The following is a 16,075-nucleotide window of genomic DNA, read 5'->3' on the forward strand; positions in this document are numbered from 1 at the left end:
TGGCGGACGTCACTGCGGAGTACGTTATTTTACGATGTCAGTAGTCACGACCAATACAGGGCAAGATACCGGCCAAAGCGGCAAGCGGACGGTCCTGCTGCTGCAGGGCCTGATGGGCCCGCTGTTCCGCCGCCTGGGCCAGGAATTGCTGGCGGCGGGGCACACCGTCCACAAGATCAACTTCAACGGCGGCGACCGGGTCTTCTGGCGCCTGCCGAACGGGCTGGAATATCGCGGCTCGCTGGAAGACTGGCCGCAATGGCTGGCAGCGGTGATCCGGGACAAAGGCGTCACCGACGTCACCCTGTTCGGCGACTGCCGCGACCATCACATGGACGCCACCCGCGTCTGCCGCGAACTGGGCGTGCCGGTCCACGTCTTCGAGGAAGGCTACGTGCGGCCGGACTGGGTCACGCTGGAACTGGGCGGCGTCAACGGCCATTCCTCGCTGCCGCGCGATCCGGTCTGGTATCGCGAGACCGCCGCCGCGCTGCCGCCGGTGCCGCCGCATGCGCAAGTGCCCTCCTCGTTCCGGCGCCGCGCGGCCGAGGGACTGCTCTACAACGTCGCCGACGTCCTGATGCGCTGGTATTACCCGCACTGGACCAACCACCGGCCCTGGCATCCGCTGGTCGAGGGCATGGGCTGGCTGCGCAAGCTGAGCCGCCGCAAGGAGCGCGAGGCGGCGGGGGCGGCGCTGGTGCACCGGTTGGTGCATACCGACGCGCCGTACTTCCTGTTCCCGCTGCAGCTCGATTCCGATGCGCAGATCCGCCTGCATTCGCCGTTCGTGGGCATCGCCGATGCGCTCAAGCTGGTGCTCGGCTCTTTCGCCGCGCATGCGCCGGCGGGCACGCGGCTGGTAGTCAAGGAGCACCCGCTCGACAACGGCGTGCGCGACTGGCAGCAGGAAACCGCCGACATGGCCCGCCGCTTCGGCGTGGAGGAGCGCATCGACTACCTCGCCTGGGGGGACATCGTGCCGGTCACCCGGCGCGCGCAAGGCGTCGTCACCATCAACAGCACCAGCGGCACCCTGGCGCTGGCCGAAGGCGTGCCGGTGGTGGCGCTGGGGCATGCGGTCTACGACATTCCCGAAATCACCTGCCAGGCCGGCCTCGATGCCTTCTGGACCGATCCGGTGGCGCCGGACGCGCCGACCTTCGCCGCCTTCCGCCGGGTGCTGGTGGAGCGCTGCCTGATCCCCGGCGGCTTCTTCTCCGACGAGGCGCTGGACAAGGTGGTGCGCCATGCCGTCGCCCGGTTTGAAGGGCGGCCCATCGCTCCGGAATAAGTCCGGTCCGTCAGATGCACTGGCCGGGGGCGCCCGGGGCATAGCGGGCGCAGTCCCAGCGCGCCTTGTCGCCGGCTGCGCTCCCCGTATCGCGGCGTTCGAAGACGAAGGCGATGGTGTCCACCGAACTGCCGGGCATCGGCAGCGCGCGGGGGGTACGGGCGGGGTCGGTCCAGCCGATCACGCGGCATTCGCGCAGGCCCGCGCAGCGCCGGGCGGCCAGGGCGCGGAAGCTTTCCGGCCCGCCGTCCGCCGGCAGGGTGACGAGGAACACGCCGGTCGCGGCGAGCGCCAGAGCCGGCGGCGACTGCAGGCGCGGGGCGGCAGCCGCGAAAGCGGGGGCAGCCGGGGCCAGGGGCGCGGTCTGGTCCGTCGCCAGGGTCAGGGGCAGGCCATGGGCCTGGGACAGGCGGGCCATCTGGGGAATGGCCGGCTCGTGCCCGGCATGGCGCATCGTGAACGTCTGCAGCCCGCGCCAGCGATAGAACAAGTGCGAGCGCACGGCGGCGATCTTGTCCATCGTGCGGTCCCACGCGGGGCTCACCCAGTCGGTATGGTAATGGGTTGCGAGGCCGACGGCCGGCTCGACCTCTCCCCGCAGCATCTGCGCGGCAAGGGCGCGGGCCTGCTGCCAGGCGAGGGCGGAAGGCGTGCGGCGCAGCATCGCGCCGTCGCAAGTGAAGGTGAACTGGCAGCCGGTGCGCCGCTCCGCCCCTTCGAACACGACCCCGCAGACGGTGGCCGGAAAGGCCCGGTGACGGACCCGGTTGAGCACGACCTGAAGCACCGCCCGCTGGTCTGCCGCGCGGCTTCCGGCCTCGTAGTAGCCCGCCGCCGCCAGGCAGTCGGCAGCGCGGGCGAGATCCGGCGCGGAGGCATCGAGGCGGAACGGTGCGGCGATAGCCAGCGCGCTGCGCGCCAGCGGCACGGCGGCGTTGAAGGCGACCGCAAGCCGGGCCGAGGGTTCGTCGGGAGCGACCGGCACGCCTTCGCCGGGCGGGGCCGGGCGGGATGCGATCGCTGGTGCGGGCGGGGGCGGGGGTGAGGGCAGCGGCAGCGCGCTCGCGGTGGGATGGCGGGCCGGAACGGTCGTCCCCGCCACCAGCGACAGACATGCGCCGAGCCAGAACCGTGCCCGGCGCATGGCCGCCCTCCCGGAGCCGTTATTCGGGCGGCGTCCCCACCATCCGCGATGCAAGTCGGCCAGCGTCGTCAAGACGGGTCTCCCGCTGTGAAGCCTCACTATCCGTCGTCGGCGGGGCAAGGGGCATTCGGGCGATCACGCTCCCCCGTCGCCCCGGCCAGATTGCCTAAGGAGAACCCCCAATGCCGCGCGCGGGCCGCGCGCGCATAATGCGGGGATGTTCGAGATCACCCAGACAATCGCGGGCGCGACCCTCGGCTTCCGGCGCCATGCGGAAGACGAGGCGCCGCGTATCGCCGGGGCGCCGCGGCCCGGCGCCGCTGCGCGGCAGCGGCCGGCGGTCGCCTATCTCAGCAACGTCTATCCCAAGATCAGCCACAGCTTCATCCGCACCGAGATCGCGGCGCTGGAGCGGCAGGGGGTGGAAGTCCACCGCTTCACCGTGCGGCGCGCGCCCGAGGCGCTCGGCGATCGGGACGAGACCGCCCGCACCACCGCGCTGCTGGAGGACCGGGCGGCGCTGGCGGCAGCGGTGCTGGCGCAGTTCGCGATGCGTCCGCTGCAGGCCCTGCGCGCCTTGGCCCTGGCCCTGAGAGGCGCCGGCGGCATCCGCGCGCTGGCCTATTTCGCCGAGGCGGCGCTGCTGGCGCGGCGGCTGGAGCGGGCGGGGGTCGCGCATGTCCATGCCCATTTCGGGACCAATCCGGCGATGGTCGTGCGGCTGGCGGCACGCCTGGCGCCGGTGACCTACAGCTTCACCGCGCACGGCCCCGACGAATTCGACGCGCCGCGCGGGCTCGATCTGCCGGGCAAGATCGCCGAGGCGGCCTTCGTGGTCGGCGTGTCCAGCTTCGGCCGGGGCCAGTTGATGCGCTGGTCGGACCCGGCGCACTGGCCGCGCATCCACGTCGTGCCCTGCGCGCCCGATCCGGTGTTCCTGGCCGATCCGGGCCCGGCAGCCGACGATCCGCCGGAGGATGCGCGGTTCCTGTGCGTCGCCCGGCTGAGCGCGCAGAAGGGGTTGCCGCTGCTGCTGGAGGCCGTCGCCCGGATCGCCGCCGACCGCGCGATCCGCCTCGACATCGTCGGCGACGGGGAGGACCGCGCGATCATCGAGGGGCAGATCGCCCGGCTCGGCCTCGGCGCGGTGGTGACGCTGCGCGGCTGGGCGGGGCCGGAGGCGATCCGCGCGGCGCTGGTCCGTGCCCGCGCGCTGGTCCTGCCGAGCTTCGCCGAGGGGCTGCCGGTCGTGCTGATGGAGGCGATGGCGCTGCGCCGCCCGGTGATCGCCACCGCCATCGCCGGAATTCCCGAGCTGGTCGACGGGCAGGTCGGCTGGCTGGTGCCCTCGGGCTCGGTGGACGCGCTCGCGCAGGCGCTGGAGGCGGCGCTCGGCGCCTGGCCCGAGGAACTCGCCGCGATGGGCGAGCGCGCCAGCCGCCGCGTGCGCGAACGCCACGATCCCGAACGCTGCGCCGCCCGCATGGTCGAACTGCTGCGGCCCTTCGCGGGCAGGTAGAGTGTGCGCGCCGCCTAGAGGCTTGCGCTCGGGATCATCCTGAGCAGCGGCGAAAGCTGGCCGCGCCACAGGGCGGCGCGGCGCTGGCGTTCGGGCAGGCCTTCGGCCAGCGCCAGGGCGTCGGCGCGGCCCAGGCCGGTGCGCTCGCACAGGAAGGGGTGGCGCGGCGGATTGGCGAAGTAGCTGTAGAACAGCGCTGCCCGGTCGCGGGTGGTGGCGGGCTTGCCGCGATGGAAGAAGCGCGCGGTGTCGCAGAACACCACGGTGCCGCGCGGGCCGGTGCAGCTCACCACGTCGCGCGCGAAGTCCTCGCCCAGCCGGCGGGCCAGCGCGTCGTCGTCGGCGAGGTCGTAGTTGTAGCCCTCGCGGTCGCTCTGGACGGTGTCCTGCCGGGCGATGCACTCGAACGGTCCGCCGCCGGTATCGACGTCGTGGAGGTAGACCGCGACCTTGAGCATGCGCCGGTCCTCCCAGTCGCGATGCCACTTGCGGGTCGATATCTCGCGCCCGTCCGCCACGGTGTAGTTGATCGCGACCCCGTCGTAGGCGGCGGGGAGGCCGATGTAGCGCTCGGCGATGTCGAGCAGGCGGTCCTCCAGCCCCCAGTGGAAGATGCGCGGGTTGGCGGCGATGTCGGCCGGCGGGACGATGATGAAGGCCTGCCCGGCGCGCGACAGGGCACGGGCCTCGGGGGCGAAGGCCTGCGCCAGCGCGGCCGCCGTCTCCACCAGCGCCTCCGATCCGGGGATCGCCAGCGCATCCAGCGTGGTGATGCACACGCCGCAGCGTTCCAGTCGATCGACGATTGCCTGCCCGGCCCCGTCGATCGGCGGCAGCCGGGCATCGTGGCGGGCGATCGCGGCGGCATGGCGCCGCCCCAGCCAACCGCGCACGCGCCGCTCGTTCAGTACCTTGAGCGCGCTGCGCGAGGGCAGGTCGCGCAGCCACCGCGCGCGCTCCGGCGAAAGCGGCAGGATCATCGCGGGTCTCGCTCCTGGTAGTAGCCGTAGTCGATCCGGCGCTGCGGGCGGGATATCGAGCGGTTGAGCACGGTGCCGACGATCGGCGTAGGGCCGAGCGCGCGCGCGATCTCCTGCAGCGCGCGCCTGCCGGTGCGGCCTTCCTCCGCCACCACCAGCACCCCGTCGACGTTGCGGGCGATCAGGACGAGGTCGTCGCTCAGGATCGCCGGCGGGGTATCGACGAGGATGATGGTCCGCTCGTCGCCCGCGTGGCGGTGGCGCAGCGCCAGCGACAGCGCGTTGGAGCCGAGCAGCGCCTCCACCTCGGAGCGCGGATGGCGCACCCGGTGGACGGCGAGGTCGAGCCCCTCGACATGTGCGCGGGTGGATATCCACGGGCAGTCGCCCGCCAGGTAGTCGTCCACCCCCGGATAGTCGTCCGGCAGGCCCAGCCGCACGCCGAGCGACGGCCGCCGCAAGTCGAGTTCGACGAGCACGGTGGGATGGACCCGCGCCATGACCATCGCCAGGTTGGCGGCCACATGCGTCTTGCCGTTGCCCGGCTCGGCCGAACTGACCGCGAAGATCCGCTGCCCGCTGGCGCGCGCGTGCTCCATCAGCGCGGAGCGGATCATCGTGAAGGGATGCACCGCCTCGCTCAGCGGTCCGGGGCCGGCGATGCGGTGGCGGGCGAGATGCGCGGCGTCTGGCACCAGGGTGATGCTGGCGATGGCGGGAATCCCGATGCCCGCATGGATCGAGGGGATTTCGGGAATGATGGGGCTCTCTGCATTCATGATCCGGCTCCCGAAAATGAGAGTGAGGCTGGCGGTGAGACGATGCGGCCCGGCAGCCAGCCGCCTGCCAGCCGTTGCAGGATGTTCGGCCCGTCGTCGGCGGGGACGGTGCCCAGCAGCGGCGCGGGCAGGGCCCGGCGCAGGCTCTGGATGCCGTGGACGGTGCCGTTCGCCAGTTCGCGCCCGACCACCAGGCACAGCCCCAGGCCGAGCCCGGCGGCGAGTCCCGTCAGCAGCACCGACCAGGCCGCCGATCCCAGCGGATGAAGCGGCAGGTTCGGCGGATCGACGACGGTGAAGCGCTCGCCCTTGTCCTCCGACTGGAGATTGGCGGCGACTTGCGCGTCGAGCTGCTTCTCGCGCAGCGAATCGTACTGGCGCTTGATGTTGTCGTATTCGCGCTCGATCGTGTTCAGCTCGTAGGCCGACTGCGGCGCCAGGGCGACGCGGCGGTCGAGTTCGCCCATCGTGCCCACCAGTTCGCCGCGCCGCGCCGCCAGCGTCGAGATGCGTTCGCGGCTGGCGGCGATCTCGGCCTGGATCAGGGTCGAGCTGGGCCCCGGCTGCTGGCGCAGCAGCGTGCGCTGGCGCTCCACTTCGGCGCGCGCGGCGATGACGTCGGGGAAGCGCTCGGAATGGGTGGCGAGCAGGCGGGCGAGCCGCTCCTGCGCCGCGTTGAGGCCCTCGATCCCGCGCGGCGGGGCGGCTTCCAGCTCCTGCTGGCGCGCGGCGAGCAGGCCGCTCTGCTGCACCAGTCCCTGCGTCTCGGCATCGGTGCGGGCGATCTCGGCGCGGATCGCCGAACTGGCCTGCGAACTGAGCGCCACGTCAGTGGGCAGTGCCCCGGCATAGCGCGCCTCGACCTCGCGCCGCTTCTCCGACAAATCGCGCAGCTGGCGGCGCAGTTCGTCGGAGCGCCGGGCGAGGAAGGCGGCGGTGCCGGTCGCCTGCTCGGTCCGGAACCGCTTGTCCTGGACCAGGAACATGCGGGTCAGCTGGTCGGTCACGCGCTGCGCCGCGCGGGCGTCGCGGTAGTCGAAGGAAAGCGTGAAGGCGATCGTGCTGCCCTGGCCGCGCGCCTGGTTCGCGGCGACGAGGTTCACGCCGACGTGCGAACGCATCAGCTCGAGCAGCTTGGGATACTCCATCGTCTCGCGCTGGTCGGGGTAGAGGCGGTTGCGCTCGATCAGCCGGGTCAGGCTTTCCCGGCTGACGATCTGCTGGCGGATCTTGGCGATCCGCTCATCCGCCACGTCGGTCAGCGGCGAGGCGACGAGGCTGGTGGGGATCTGCGGGGAATCGATCAGCAGCGTCGCATTGGACCGGTAGACCGGCTCGCGCAGCAGCACCACCGCCCCGGCCGCCAGCGCGCCGAGCATGGTCGGCGCGATCAGCCAGCGCCAGCGGCGGCGCAGCATGGCGAGGAGCTCGGCGGGATGGATGCCCAGCGCCTCGGGCTCGCCGGGATGCATCGGGGGCGACGGGTCTGGAAAGGGCGTCATCGTCATGGGCTGGGTATCCGGAAAGTGACGCCGACCCTGACGGTCCAGGTGTCCTGCGTCTGGCGGGTCACGCCGGAGCGGCGATCGTAGTCCGCGCCGACATGAAGGCGAAAGCGGCTGTCGAGCCGGTGTTCGTAGGCGGAGGAAAGGCGCAGCACCGAGGCGTCGGAACCGAAGCCGGGGCGGGGCACCGAACGGTAGTCGGCCTCGGCGCTGAGCGTGCCGCGCTCGCTGGTCTGGAAATCGAACGCCAGGTGCGCCGAGCGCTCGCGCCGGATGCCGCCGAAGGTGGTCAGGACCGGCGCCACCCTGGCGGTGGCGCAGATGCGCAGGCGGCGCGGATCGTAGCATAGCGATGCGGCGGCGGTCAGCCGGGCCGGCCCGTCTTCGCGCGGGAGGCCGGGGTCGCGGCGGGAGATGCGCGCGGCGCCCGCTTCTCCCTCCAGCGTCCAGTGCGCGGCAAAGCGGGTACCGGCCTTGGCCACCAGAGCCCCGGCATCGGCATCGACCCCGTCGCTGGACTGGCTCACGGTCGCGCGGCCTTCCGCCCCGATCCACGAGGTGGTGGAGATGCGCCGCTCGGCGGCGAGGCCGAGGCTGGTGCCCTCGGTCCGCGCCAGCAGCAGCGAGCCGCGCGGCGCCAGCTTCATCCAGCTGACCGTGCCGCGCAGCGTCAGGAACGGGTCGGGGCGCCAGACCACCTCCTGCCGCGCCTCGTAACGTTCCTGCAGGCTGACCGGATCGATCGCCGCGTCGATGCTGGCGGCGAGTCCTTCGAGCGGCAGGAAGCGCTCGTAGCGGGCCTCGGTGCGCAGCGAGAGATGCTCGTCGAGGCGGTGGTCGATCGCGGCCATGGCATGGCCGGTGACGAACGATCCGTAGCGGCGGTCATAGCGGCGATAGGCGATCCGGCCGTCGAGGTCGATCGTGGTGCGGTGCCCGAGGGCGAGCTTCGCCCCGCCTTGCGCCGAGACTTCGCCCGCGCTCGTCATCGCGTTGTCGTCTCCGGTAAGGAACGGGTTGCGGCCGGAGAACACGGTCGCGTCGAACTCGATGTGCGGCGGCTCCTCCTGCGCCCCGGCGCGGCCGGGGTGGCAGGTGGCGATGGCCAGGAGGAGCAGGGAGCCATGCTGCCGGCCCGTCACGGGATCAGCAGGACGTCGCCGCTCGAAAGCGTCGGCAGCGGCGTGGAGAGCGCGCCGGCTTTGAGCGAGCGGGCGCCCTTGAGCAGGCTGCCGAGGCGGATCCGCTCGACCACCTGGCCGGCCGGGGTCTGGCGCAGGATCACCGCGCCGCCGGTGTCGGCGAACTCGGCGGTGCCCCCGGCCATGCTCAGCGCCTGCAGGATGTTGGGCGCCGAGCCGCTGGTGAAGCTGCCGGGCGTGCGCACTTTGCCGAGCACGTAGAAGCGGGTGCCGTCGGTCTCGCGCACGGTCACCGTGACGTCGGGCGGGGCCGAGGTGTAGTTGAGCGCGATGCGCCCGCGAATGTCGTCGGCGATGTCGGAGACGTTGCGCCCGTCCGCGCGGATGGTCCCTGCGAGCGGGAAGGCGAAAGTCCCGTCGGGCTGGACGAGCACCTGGCGCTGCATGCGCTCCTCGCCCCAGACGAAGACGTCGAGCTGGTCCCCCGCCTTGACGACGTAGCGCGGCATCGCGGGACGGTCCGGCATCGCCGCCGTCGATTGCGCGCCGGTGACGGCCGCCACGCCGGCGCCGGGCTTCGCTTGCGCCGCCGCGTCCTGCGCGAACAGCGCCGCTGCGGCGATCATGCCGGCCGCGAAGGCGACCCGGCGCTTCCGGCGCGCAGGGCGCGGCCGGTCTGCTTCGTTGGAATGGAACACATCAACCCCCTCGGCCGACATCCGATGACGGCCTGTCGAGAAGGCTATGCCCATGCTGCACCTGCGGAAATTCTCCCGATGGAGAGCCGCCTAATCCCTTGGCAGAAATCCGTATCGGTCCGTCGCGCAGGCGTGGGGCGGTGCCATGGCGAAAAGACCCCGACGGGCATCTACCGGACGGGCTCTGCGGAAATGCACGGGGGGCTTTTGCGGGAGGGGAAACGGCGGACGCAGTAAATCGCCCGGATTTGCCGGGGAAGACCGTGCCCCGGGCCGGCGGCATAGTCGCGGGCGGGGAGGCACGCTCATGTCGCTTGAAAACCTGAACCTTACCGGCCGCGAAATTCCGGCGCCGGTCGTTGGCTTGCAATTGGACGGCCTTTCGCTGGACGGCCTGTCCTTCGCGGAACCGGCGCCCGCCCGGCCGGCACTTCGGCACGAGGTGGAGTTCCTCGACCTCGACTTCACGCCGATCGACTTGTCGGTGGCGCTGGCGGCGGTCGTCGGGCGTCCGGCCTCGGCGCCGTTCACGTATGTGGTGACGCCCAATGTCGATCACGTCGTGCGGCTGCTGCGCCGCCGGTCGGACTTGTGGCCGGCCTACCGCGACGCCTGGATGACCTTGTGCGATAGCCGCATCCTCGCCCGCCTGGCGCGCGGCGAGGGGCGCGACCTGCCGGTGGTGACCGGCAGCGACCTGACGCTGCGCCTGTTCGAGCAGGGCATCGCGCCCGACGATGCCGTCGCGATCCTGGGCGGCAGCGAAGCCACCGTGGCGCGCATCAGCGCAATCTACGGGCTGCGCAACGTGCGCCACTACAACCCGCCGATGGGCTTCATCCGCGACCCGCGCGAAGTGGCGCGGGCGGTGCGCTTCCTGGTCGAGGCCGGGGCGCGCTACTCGTTCCTCGCGGTGGGCTCTCCGCAGCAGGAGATCGTCGCCCGGCGCGTCGCCAAGGCGCGCGGCGGGCGCGGCATCGGCTTCTGCATCGGCGCCAGCCTCGAATTCCTCTCGGGCGAGCAGGAGCGCGCGCCGCTGATGGTGCAGCAGATGTCGATGGAGTGGTTCTTCCGGCTCTGCTCCAACCCGCAGCGGCTCTGGCGGCGCTACCTGATCGAGGGGCCGCAGATCTTCCGCATCCACCAGGCCTGGCGCAGCCGCGCGCCCGCCGGTGCGGGCGTACGGCTCGATGCCTGAGGCCGGGGCGTGAAGCGGGCGGCCCTGGTCGTAGTGGCCGCTGCGGCGGCGGCTTCGGCCCTGCTGTCGCAGTTCGGCGAGGGCTGGCGGCAGGCGGGCCGTGTCGAGGCGCGCGCCACCGGGCGCGTTCCCGAAACCACCGTGGGCATCAACCTGTTCGGTCCGCAGACCTACAACCGCCAACAGGTCTTCGCCAACCTGATCGCCCAGAGCGAGTGGTTCCAGTCGCGCGGGAGCGGCTGGACGCCGATGCCGGCGGACCGGCTCGACGCCGCCGGCTGGGTCTTGCGGCTCGATCCGGGGCAGACCGCGCCGCGCCCGCTGGTGCTGCCCGATGCGCCGTTCCGTCCCGCCTTCGTGCGCTGCACCTTCCTGGGCAGCGGCGAGATCACGGCGGGCGGGGTGGCGCGGGTGATCGGGCAGGGGGCGCACAGCATCGACCTGCGCCTCACCCCGCTCGGCGCCGAGGACGAGGGGGCGTGGATCGAACTCGTGCGCACCGATCCGGTCGATCCGGTCCGCGCGATCGACTGCCGCAAGGCTGGCACGCCCGCCGGCGTGCGCTTCGATCCCGATTTCCTGCGCTTCGCCGCCGACTTCGGGGTCATCCGGTTCATGGACTGGCAGCGCGTCAACGACAATCCGCGCATCGCCTGGAACGCCCGCGCCCGCCCGCAGCAGGCCTCGCAGGTGGGCGCGGGCGGGGTCTCGGCGGAGGACATGGTGGACCTTGCCAACGCGGTCCACGCCGATCCCTGGTTCGTCATGCCCTACCATGCCGACGAGGCCTATCTGCGCGGCTTCGCGCGGCTGGTGCACGACCGCCTCGATCCCGATGCGCGGGTCTACGTCGAGTTCGGCAACGAGATCTGGAACGACGGCTTCGCGGCCGCCCGCGATGCCCGCGCCGAAGGGCTGGCACGCGGGCTCGGCGAGGGCGATCCGATCCGCGCCGGGATGGAGCGCTATGCCGAGCGCATGACGGCGGCGATGCGCGTATGGACGCAGGTGTTCGCCGATCGGCCGGGCGCGCTGATCCGGGTCTGCGCGACGCAGCATGCCAATCCCGAACTCGCCCGCGTGGTGCTGGGCTTTCGCGACAGTGCCGAATGGGTCGATGCGCTGGCGACGGCGCCTTACATCTGGCTCGACCTTGCCGGATACCGCAGCACCGACGCCGACCGCGTCTTCGCGGCGCTGCCCGGCGCGGTGGACCGCACCCTGGACATGGCGGCGGAGAACCGCGCCATCGCCATCGCCCATGGCAAGCGCTACATCGCCTACGAAGGCGGGCAGCACCTCGTCACCCCGGACATCGACCTTGCCCGCGCGGTCCAGCGCGATCCGCGCATGGCCCGCGCCTACACCCGCTACCTGACCGGCTGGCGCGACCGTTTCGGCGATACGCTGACGCTCTACGCCTCGACCGCGCCGATCGCCTGGTACGGGTCGTGGGGCCTGCGCGAATATGCCGGACAGCCGCTGGCCGAGGCGCCCAAGTACGATGCCCTGCGCCGCTTCCTGGAGGCCAGACCTTGAACGAAGATACCGCCGCGCGCACGCCGCTTGCCGTGCTGGCCATGGTGGTGGCCGCCGCCTTCGCCTTCGTCCTCGCCAAGCCCGGCTTCCATGCCGCCTGCGTCAGCACGCTGGGGGTCATACTGTTCGTGTCCTCGCTGCGGCTGCCGCTGCGACAGGAGATGGCGCTGCGGGCGGTGCTGATGACGTTCCTGATGCCCGTGGTCGCCTGGCTGCTGCCGAGTGTCTGGCTGCTCTATGCGGTCATGGCGCTGTGGGTGCCGGTGTTCGCGGGACGCATGGAGCGGATCGCCGGGGTCTATCTGTTCAGCCTGCTGCTGCTGCCCGCGCTGGAGATGCCGGTCGAGCTGGGCGGGCTCAAGCTGTTCGACCTCGGCGTCCATGACGCGCTGGCGCTGGGGGCCACGTTCGCGGTGCTCTCGCACCCGGCGCGCGCGCGGATCGCGCCGGCCGACGACATCCGGGTCGGCTGCCTGCTGCTGGCGCTGGTGTTCATCTCGGCGCGCGACACCAGCTTCACGCATGCCCTGCGCAGCACCATCAACGTGACGATCGACTACGGGCTGCCGTATTACATCCTCAGCCGCACGCTGAAGGACGGCGAGACGATGCGCGCCGCCATGCGCTGGCTGGCCTGCGCGGCGAGCGGCCTGGCGATCCTGCTCGCCTACGAGGCGTGGCGCAACTGGCCGATCTACAACGAGCTGTACTGGCATCTGCAGGTGCCGATGGTGCTGATCGTCAAGACGCGCGGAGCGCTGCTGCGCGCGGGCGGGCCTTTCAACGAGCCGACCTCGATCGCGCTGGTCATGGCGCTGTGCCTCGTCGCGCTGTGGCTGCTGCGCGACGATTTCCGCAGCCGCCGGCGCCATGGGCTGCTGTGCCTTGCGGTGTTCGTCGGCGTTTCGGCGCCGCAATCGCGCAATGCCTGGATCGCGCTGGCGCTGGCGGTGCTGCTGGGCGACGTGTTCCTCGGCCGCTGGCGCGCGCTGGTGCGCAAGTTCGCCCCGACCGCCATGGTGCTCGGGATCGTGCTGGCGGCGGCGAGCGTATCGCCCTCGTTCTCCGAATCGCTCGGCCTTTCGGGTCAGGGCAGCGATACCGCCGACTACCGCCGCGACCTGCTGCATCGAGGCAGCGAGGAATTCTGGGGCAGTCCCCTCGTGGGCTTTTCCGGCGCCCAGCTCGAAGTGCGGCTGGAGGACATGCGCCAGGGCGAGGGCATCATCGACTACGTGAACACGTACTTGTGGTTCGGGCTGTTCGGCGGTGCGGCGGGGCTGTGGATCTTCGTGTGGAACCTCTTCGCACCGCTCTCGCGGCTGTGGCGCGGCCGCAGGCTGGCGTTCGCGAGCGGCGGGGCGGCGCCTGCGGCCTTCGTGTTCGGCTGCCTCGCCACGCTCAGCCTGGCGCTGTTCTTCGCCTCGTTCGGCAACCGGCCTTCGGTGCTGATGTTCGGGTTCTTCGGCTTTGCCGCCGCGATCCGGGCTCTCGGGCGGCGGCAGGCGGTCTCCCCTGCCGGGGCGGTGCCGTGGACGGGTGCGGCGCTGCCGGCGTGATCGTCTTTCTGGCTATCGCAGCAGCGGTCCCAGCACCGCATCGGCGCCAAGGCCCAGCAGTATCCCGCCCGCTCCGGCGGCCAGGAACGCCAGTTCCTGCGTCATGTCGAGCAGGCCGGCCTGCCGCATCCGCAGCCACTTGAAGCCCAGCGCCGCCGCTTCCATCAGGCCGACCGCCAGCACCAGTCCGAACTGCCCCCAGATCAGGTATCCGGCGACGCCGGCCAGCCCCAGCCACGCCAGCTTGGCCATGCTCGCCTCGAACGTGGCGCTGATCCGGCCGGTCGCGGTGAGCGTCTCGTTCGCCGCGCACGAGGGCAGCGCCAGCAGCGAGGACACGCACAGGATCTGCAGGTAGAGCGCGGCCTCGGCATAGCGCGGATCGTAGAGCACGCCGACGACCAGCGGGGCGCTGCCGATGATCCCGCCGGTCGCCGCCGCGTAGAGCAGCGAGGGCAGCCGCCGCCTGGCGTAGAAGCGTGCCCGCAAGTCCGTGGCGCCCTCGCGCCAGAGCGCGGCGTAGCTCGGGTAGAGCACCCGGCTGGCATAATTCGCCGCGAACCCCAGCGGCGCGGAGGCGAGATTGCCCGCCAGCACGTAGAAGCCGAATTGGTCGAGCGGCATGACCTTGGCCAGCACCAGCTTGTCGCACTGGGTGACCAGCAGGTAGATCACGCTCGATCCCGTCACGTAGCGGGCGAAGGCCCAGAGCCCGCGCAGCGTCGCGCGATCGAGCGCCAGGCCGCGCGCCGAATCCGGGAATGCGGCGTAGCTCAGCAGCGATTTCAGCGCCGCCCCCGCCAGCATCCCGCCCAGGATCGCCCAGTAGTCGCCGCGCAGCCAGGCCAGCCCGGCGCTCACCGCGATCTGGACGACGAGCGCGGCGATCTCGACCACCGAAAGACGCAGGATACGGCGGTCGCGCAGGGCGCTCAGCAGGCTGGTCGAGGCCAGCCCCTCGATCAGGAATACCAGGCTCGAGGCGGCGATCAGCGGCATCAGGTCAGGCCGCGCGAGCGCCCGCGAGACCGGCAGCGCCAGCGCCGCCAGCGCCGCCGCCAGCAATACCGAGCGAAGCAGCGCCACGGTCCATACGGTATCGAGGAAGCGCTTCCTGCCGCCGTCCTCCTGCCGCACGACGAAGGCCTGGAAGCCCAGGTCGCTGGCCAGCGCCACGGTGAACTGCAGCGAGGCGATCACGCCGGATATGCCGAACACCTCGGGCGCCAGCAGCCGGGTCAGGATCATGCTGCTTACCGCGCGCAGCAGGTTGTTGAGCACCACCGAGGCGACGACGACGTTGGTATCGCGCAGGGCCAGCGCGCCCAGGCGTGCGGCGAGGCCGGGACGGGGCGATCCGGCGGGCCAGGCGGCTCCGGTGGCCTGCACCGTCATTGCAGCGTCGCCACCGGACCGGCGGCGCGTTCCGCCGCGGCGGCTTCGATCGCGGTCTCGTAGCAGTCGATCAGCCGGGCGCCGACGACCTCGATGGCGAAGCACCGCCGGGCGCGCTCGCGCGCTGCCGCGCCCATCGCCGCCGCACGCTGCGGGTCGGCGAGCATCCGTTCCAGGCTCGCCGCGAGAGCCGGAGGATCGGCGATTGGGGTGAGCATCCCGCTCTCGCCATCGACGATGACCTCGCGGCTGGCCGGCCAGGCGGTCGAGATCAGCGGGCAGCCCGCGACCATTCCTTCGAGCAGCACGTAGGAGAAGCTCTCCTCGCGTGAGGCGCAGACGGTCACCATCGCCTTGCGCCGCAGCGGCGCGATCTGTCCGGCTTCGAGCTGGCCGGTGAAGGTGATCCGTTCGCGCGCGCGCAGCGAGAGGTTCTCCGCCACGAACGTCTCGAAGCCGACGCGGCGGCCGTGGCTGTCGATGCCGTCGTCGGGCCCCACCAGCGTCAGCCGTGCGTTCGGACGGGTGTCGAGCAGGCGATCGAACGCCAGCAGCATGGTGTCGGCGCCCTTCCAGTAATCGAACCGGCCGACCATCAGGACGTGGTCCGGCTCGCATGTGTCGAGGCTCCAAGTCGGGGCCTCGGGATCGATGCGGATCGGGTTGGGGATCGCCAGCGAAACGCTCGCCGGGTCGCGCCGGGCCTGGGCGCACAGGACGTCGAGCACCGCGCGGGTCGGGGCGGTGAGCACCGGCGCGGCGCGGATCGCGCGGGCTTCCGCCCGGCAGCGCGCTTCGTCGCTTTGCAGTTCGGCCTCGCTGCGCGGGCTGGGCGGGCGGACCGCGTGGGGGCCGTGGAGCCGGGTCACTACCGGGGCGTCGATCGCCTTGCCCACGAAGGCGGACCAGCCGAAGCTCTCCTCCATCTCGAACACGTCGAAGCGCCGGATGCGGTGGGCCTGCGCGACCTCGCGCGCCAGCATCCGGCCGAGCGGGGCGAGCGCGCCGGAGGACCGGTCGAAGCGCCAGGCGATCCGGCGGCCCAGGGCTCCGATGGCTTTCGCCCCGAACCAGCGGACGCCGAAGGACTGGTCGTCAAATGACTGGGCCGCCCCGCCCGGCGCCTGGAGCGGCGTCACCGTGCCGTCCTGCGCGATCAGCCTGCCCTGCGCGACGATCGAGACGTCATGTCCCCGCGACAGCAGGTATTCGCGTACCTGCGAGACGTAAGTGACGATACCGTTGGCGCCTTGCGAAGGCGGCCAATGGGGTGAGCAGAGCCCGATATGCACGCGGCATCTCTCCTTGGATGTGGGGAGGAAC

General features: G+C 71.8%; 13 protein-coding genes. 5 read left to right on the forward strand and 8 right to left on the reverse strand.

Annotated elements, in window-relative coordinates:
• Positions 1 to 34: 34 nt before the first annotated feature.
• Positions 35 to 1,294, forward strand: a complete 1,260-nt coding sequence (locus V2S85_RS18320) for a capsular biosynthesis protein (protein ID WP_330704282.1) — start codon at positions 35 to 37, stop codon at positions 1,292 to 1,294.
• A 10-nt stretch (positions 1,295 to 1,304) separates the two neighbouring features.
• Here the strand turns inward: V2S85_RS18320 and V2S85_RS18325 are convergent, their stop codons facing one another.
• A complete protein-coding gene (locus V2S85_RS18325; protein ID WP_330704283.1) occupies positions 1,305 to 2,438 on the reverse strand; it encodes a cell wall hydrolase in 1,134 nt (377 codons plus the stop codon).
• Positions 2,439 to 2,655: 217 nt separating this feature from the next.
• Here V2S85_RS18325 and V2S85_RS18330 point away from each other — a divergent pair, with 217 nt between their 5' ends.
• Entirely contained in the window at positions 2,656 to 3,957 is a 1,302-nt protein-coding gene (locus V2S85_RS18330; RefSeq protein WP_330704284.1) for a glycosyltransferase, read from the forward strand.
• Positions 3,958 to 3,971: 14 nt separating this feature from the next.
• Here V2S85_RS18330 and V2S85_RS18335 read toward each other — a convergent pair whose 3' ends face one another.
• Genes V2S85_RS18335 through V2S85_RS18355 form a run of 5 tightly spaced genes read right to left on the reverse strand, consistent with a single transcriptional unit; the run spans position 3,972 to position 9,061 of the window.
• Positions 3,972 to 4,937 carry a hypothetical protein gene (locus V2S85_RS18335; protein ID WP_330704285.1) on the reverse strand — a complete coding sequence of 322 codons (966 nt, stop codon included), beginning with the start codon at positions 4,935 to 4,937 and terminating at the stop codon, positions 3,972 to 3,974.
• Complete coding sequence (locus V2S85_RS18340) at positions 4,934 to 5,716, reverse strand: CpsD/CapB family tyrosine-protein kinase (RefSeq protein ID WP_330704286.1); 783 nt, start codon at positions 5,714 to 5,716, stop codon at positions 4,934 to 4,936. The genes V2S85_RS18335 and V2S85_RS18340 overlap by 4 nt, the downstream gene beginning before the upstream one ends.
• Positions 5,713 to 7,224 (reverse strand): GumC family protein, encoded by a 1,512-nt coding sequence (locus V2S85_RS18345; RefSeq protein ID WP_330704287.1) that lies wholly within the window; start codon positions 7,222 to 7,224, stop codon positions 5,713 to 5,715. The genes V2S85_RS18340 and V2S85_RS18345 overlap by 4 nt, the downstream gene beginning before the upstream one ends.
• The gene (locus V2S85_RS18350) at positions 7,221 to 8,363 is read right to left on the reverse strand and encodes a hypothetical protein (protein ID WP_330704288.1); all 1,143 of its coding nucleotides are present in this window, start codon (positions 8,361 to 8,363) and stop codon (positions 7,221 to 7,223) included. Before V2S85_RS18350 ends, V2S85_RS18345 begins: the two co-directional genes overlap by 4 nt.
• The gene (locus V2S85_RS18355) at positions 8,360 to 9,061 is read right to left on the reverse strand and encodes a polysaccharide biosynthesis/export family protein (RefSeq protein ID WP_330704289.1); all 702 of its coding nucleotides are present in this window, start codon (positions 9,059 to 9,061) and stop codon (positions 8,360 to 8,362) included. The genes V2S85_RS18350 and V2S85_RS18355 overlap by 4 nt, the downstream gene beginning before the upstream one ends.
• A gap of 307 nt (positions 9,062 to 9,368) precedes the next feature.
• Here V2S85_RS18355 and V2S85_RS18360 point away from each other — a divergent pair, with 307 nt between their 5' ends.
• Genes V2S85_RS18360 through V2S85_RS18370 form a run of 3 tightly spaced genes read left to right on the forward strand, consistent with a single transcriptional unit; the run spans position 9,369 to position 13,357 of the window.
• On the forward strand, positions 9,369 to 10,259 hold the full coding sequence (locus tag V2S85_RS18360) for a WecB/TagA/CpsF family glycosyltransferase (protein WP_330704290.1): 891 nt from the start codon (positions 9,369 to 9,371) through the stop codon (positions 10,257 to 10,259).
• Positions 10,260 to 10,268: 9 nt separating this feature from the next.
• Positions 10,269 to 11,798: a hypothetical protein gene (locus tag V2S85_RS18365; RefSeq protein WP_330704291.1), complete on the forward strand. Its 1,530-nt coding sequence runs from the start codon at positions 10,269 to 10,271 to the stop codon at positions 11,796 to 11,798.
• Positions 11,795 to 13,357, forward strand: a complete 1,563-nt coding sequence (locus tag V2S85_RS18370) for an O-antigen ligase family protein (RefSeq protein WP_330704292.1) — start codon at positions 11,795 to 11,797, stop codon at positions 13,355 to 13,357. The genes V2S85_RS18365 and V2S85_RS18370 overlap by 4 nt, the downstream gene beginning before the upstream one ends.
• Before the next feature lie 12 nt (positions 13,358 to 13,369).
• Here the strand turns inward: V2S85_RS18370 and V2S85_RS18375 are convergent, their stop codons facing one another.
• Both V2S85_RS18375 and V2S85_RS18380 read right to left on the reverse strand, forming a co-directional pair.
• Positions 13,370 to 14,752 carry an oligosaccharide flippase family protein gene (locus V2S85_RS18375; protein ID WP_330704293.1) on the reverse strand — a complete coding sequence of 461 codons (1,383 nt, stop codon included), beginning with the start codon at positions 14,750 to 14,752 and terminating at the stop codon, positions 13,370 to 13,372.
• Positions 14,749 to 16,044 carry a glycosyltransferase family 4 protein gene (locus tag V2S85_RS18380; protein ID WP_330704294.1) on the reverse strand — a complete coding sequence of 432 codons (1,296 nt, stop codon included), beginning with the start codon at positions 16,042 to 16,044 and terminating at the stop codon, positions 14,749 to 14,751. Before V2S85_RS18380 ends, V2S85_RS18375 begins: the two co-directional genes overlap by 4 nt.
• Positions 16,045 to 16,075: the final 31 nt, after the last annotated feature.

Origin of the sequence: Novosphingobium resinovorum (genome assembly GCF_036352595.1) — a bacterium.
GTDB lineage: Bacteria > Pseudomonadota > Alphaproteobacteria > Sphingomonadales > Sphingomonadaceae > Novosphingobium > Novosphingobium resinovorum_B.

Bases quoted from the DNA above. Each gene is read 5' to 3' on its own strand.
- V2S85_RS18320 (WP_330704282.1), top strand. From the start codon at position 35: ATGTCAGTAGTCACGACCAATACAGGGCAAGATACCGGCCAAAGCGGC.
- V2S85_RS18325 (WP_330704283.1), bottom strand. From the start codon at position 2,438: ATGCGCCGGGCACGGTTCTGGCTCGGCGCATGTCTGTCGCTGGTGGCG.
- V2S85_RS18330 (WP_330704284.1), top strand. From the start codon at position 2,656: ATGTTCGAGATCACCCAGACAATCGCGGGCGCGACCCTCGGCTTCCGG.
- V2S85_RS18335 (WP_330704285.1), bottom strand. From the start codon at position 4,937: ATGATCCTGCCGCTTTCGCCGGAGCGCGCGCGGTGGCTGCGCGACCTG.
- V2S85_RS18340 (WP_330704286.1), bottom strand. From the start codon at position 5,716: ATGAATGCAGAGAGCCCCATCATTCCCGAAATCCCCTCGATCCATGCG.
- V2S85_RS18345 (WP_330704287.1), bottom strand. From the start codon at position 7,224: ATGACGATGACGCCCTTTCCAGACCCGTCGCCCCCGATGCATCCCGGC.
- V2S85_RS18360 (WP_330704290.1), top strand. From the start codon at position 9,369: ATGTCGCTTGAAAACCTGAACCTTACCGGCCGCGAAATTCCGGCGCCG.
- V2S85_RS18375 (WP_330704293.1), bottom strand. From the start codon at position 14,752: ATGACGGTGCAGGCCACCGGAGCCGCCTGGCCCGCCGGATCGCCCCGT.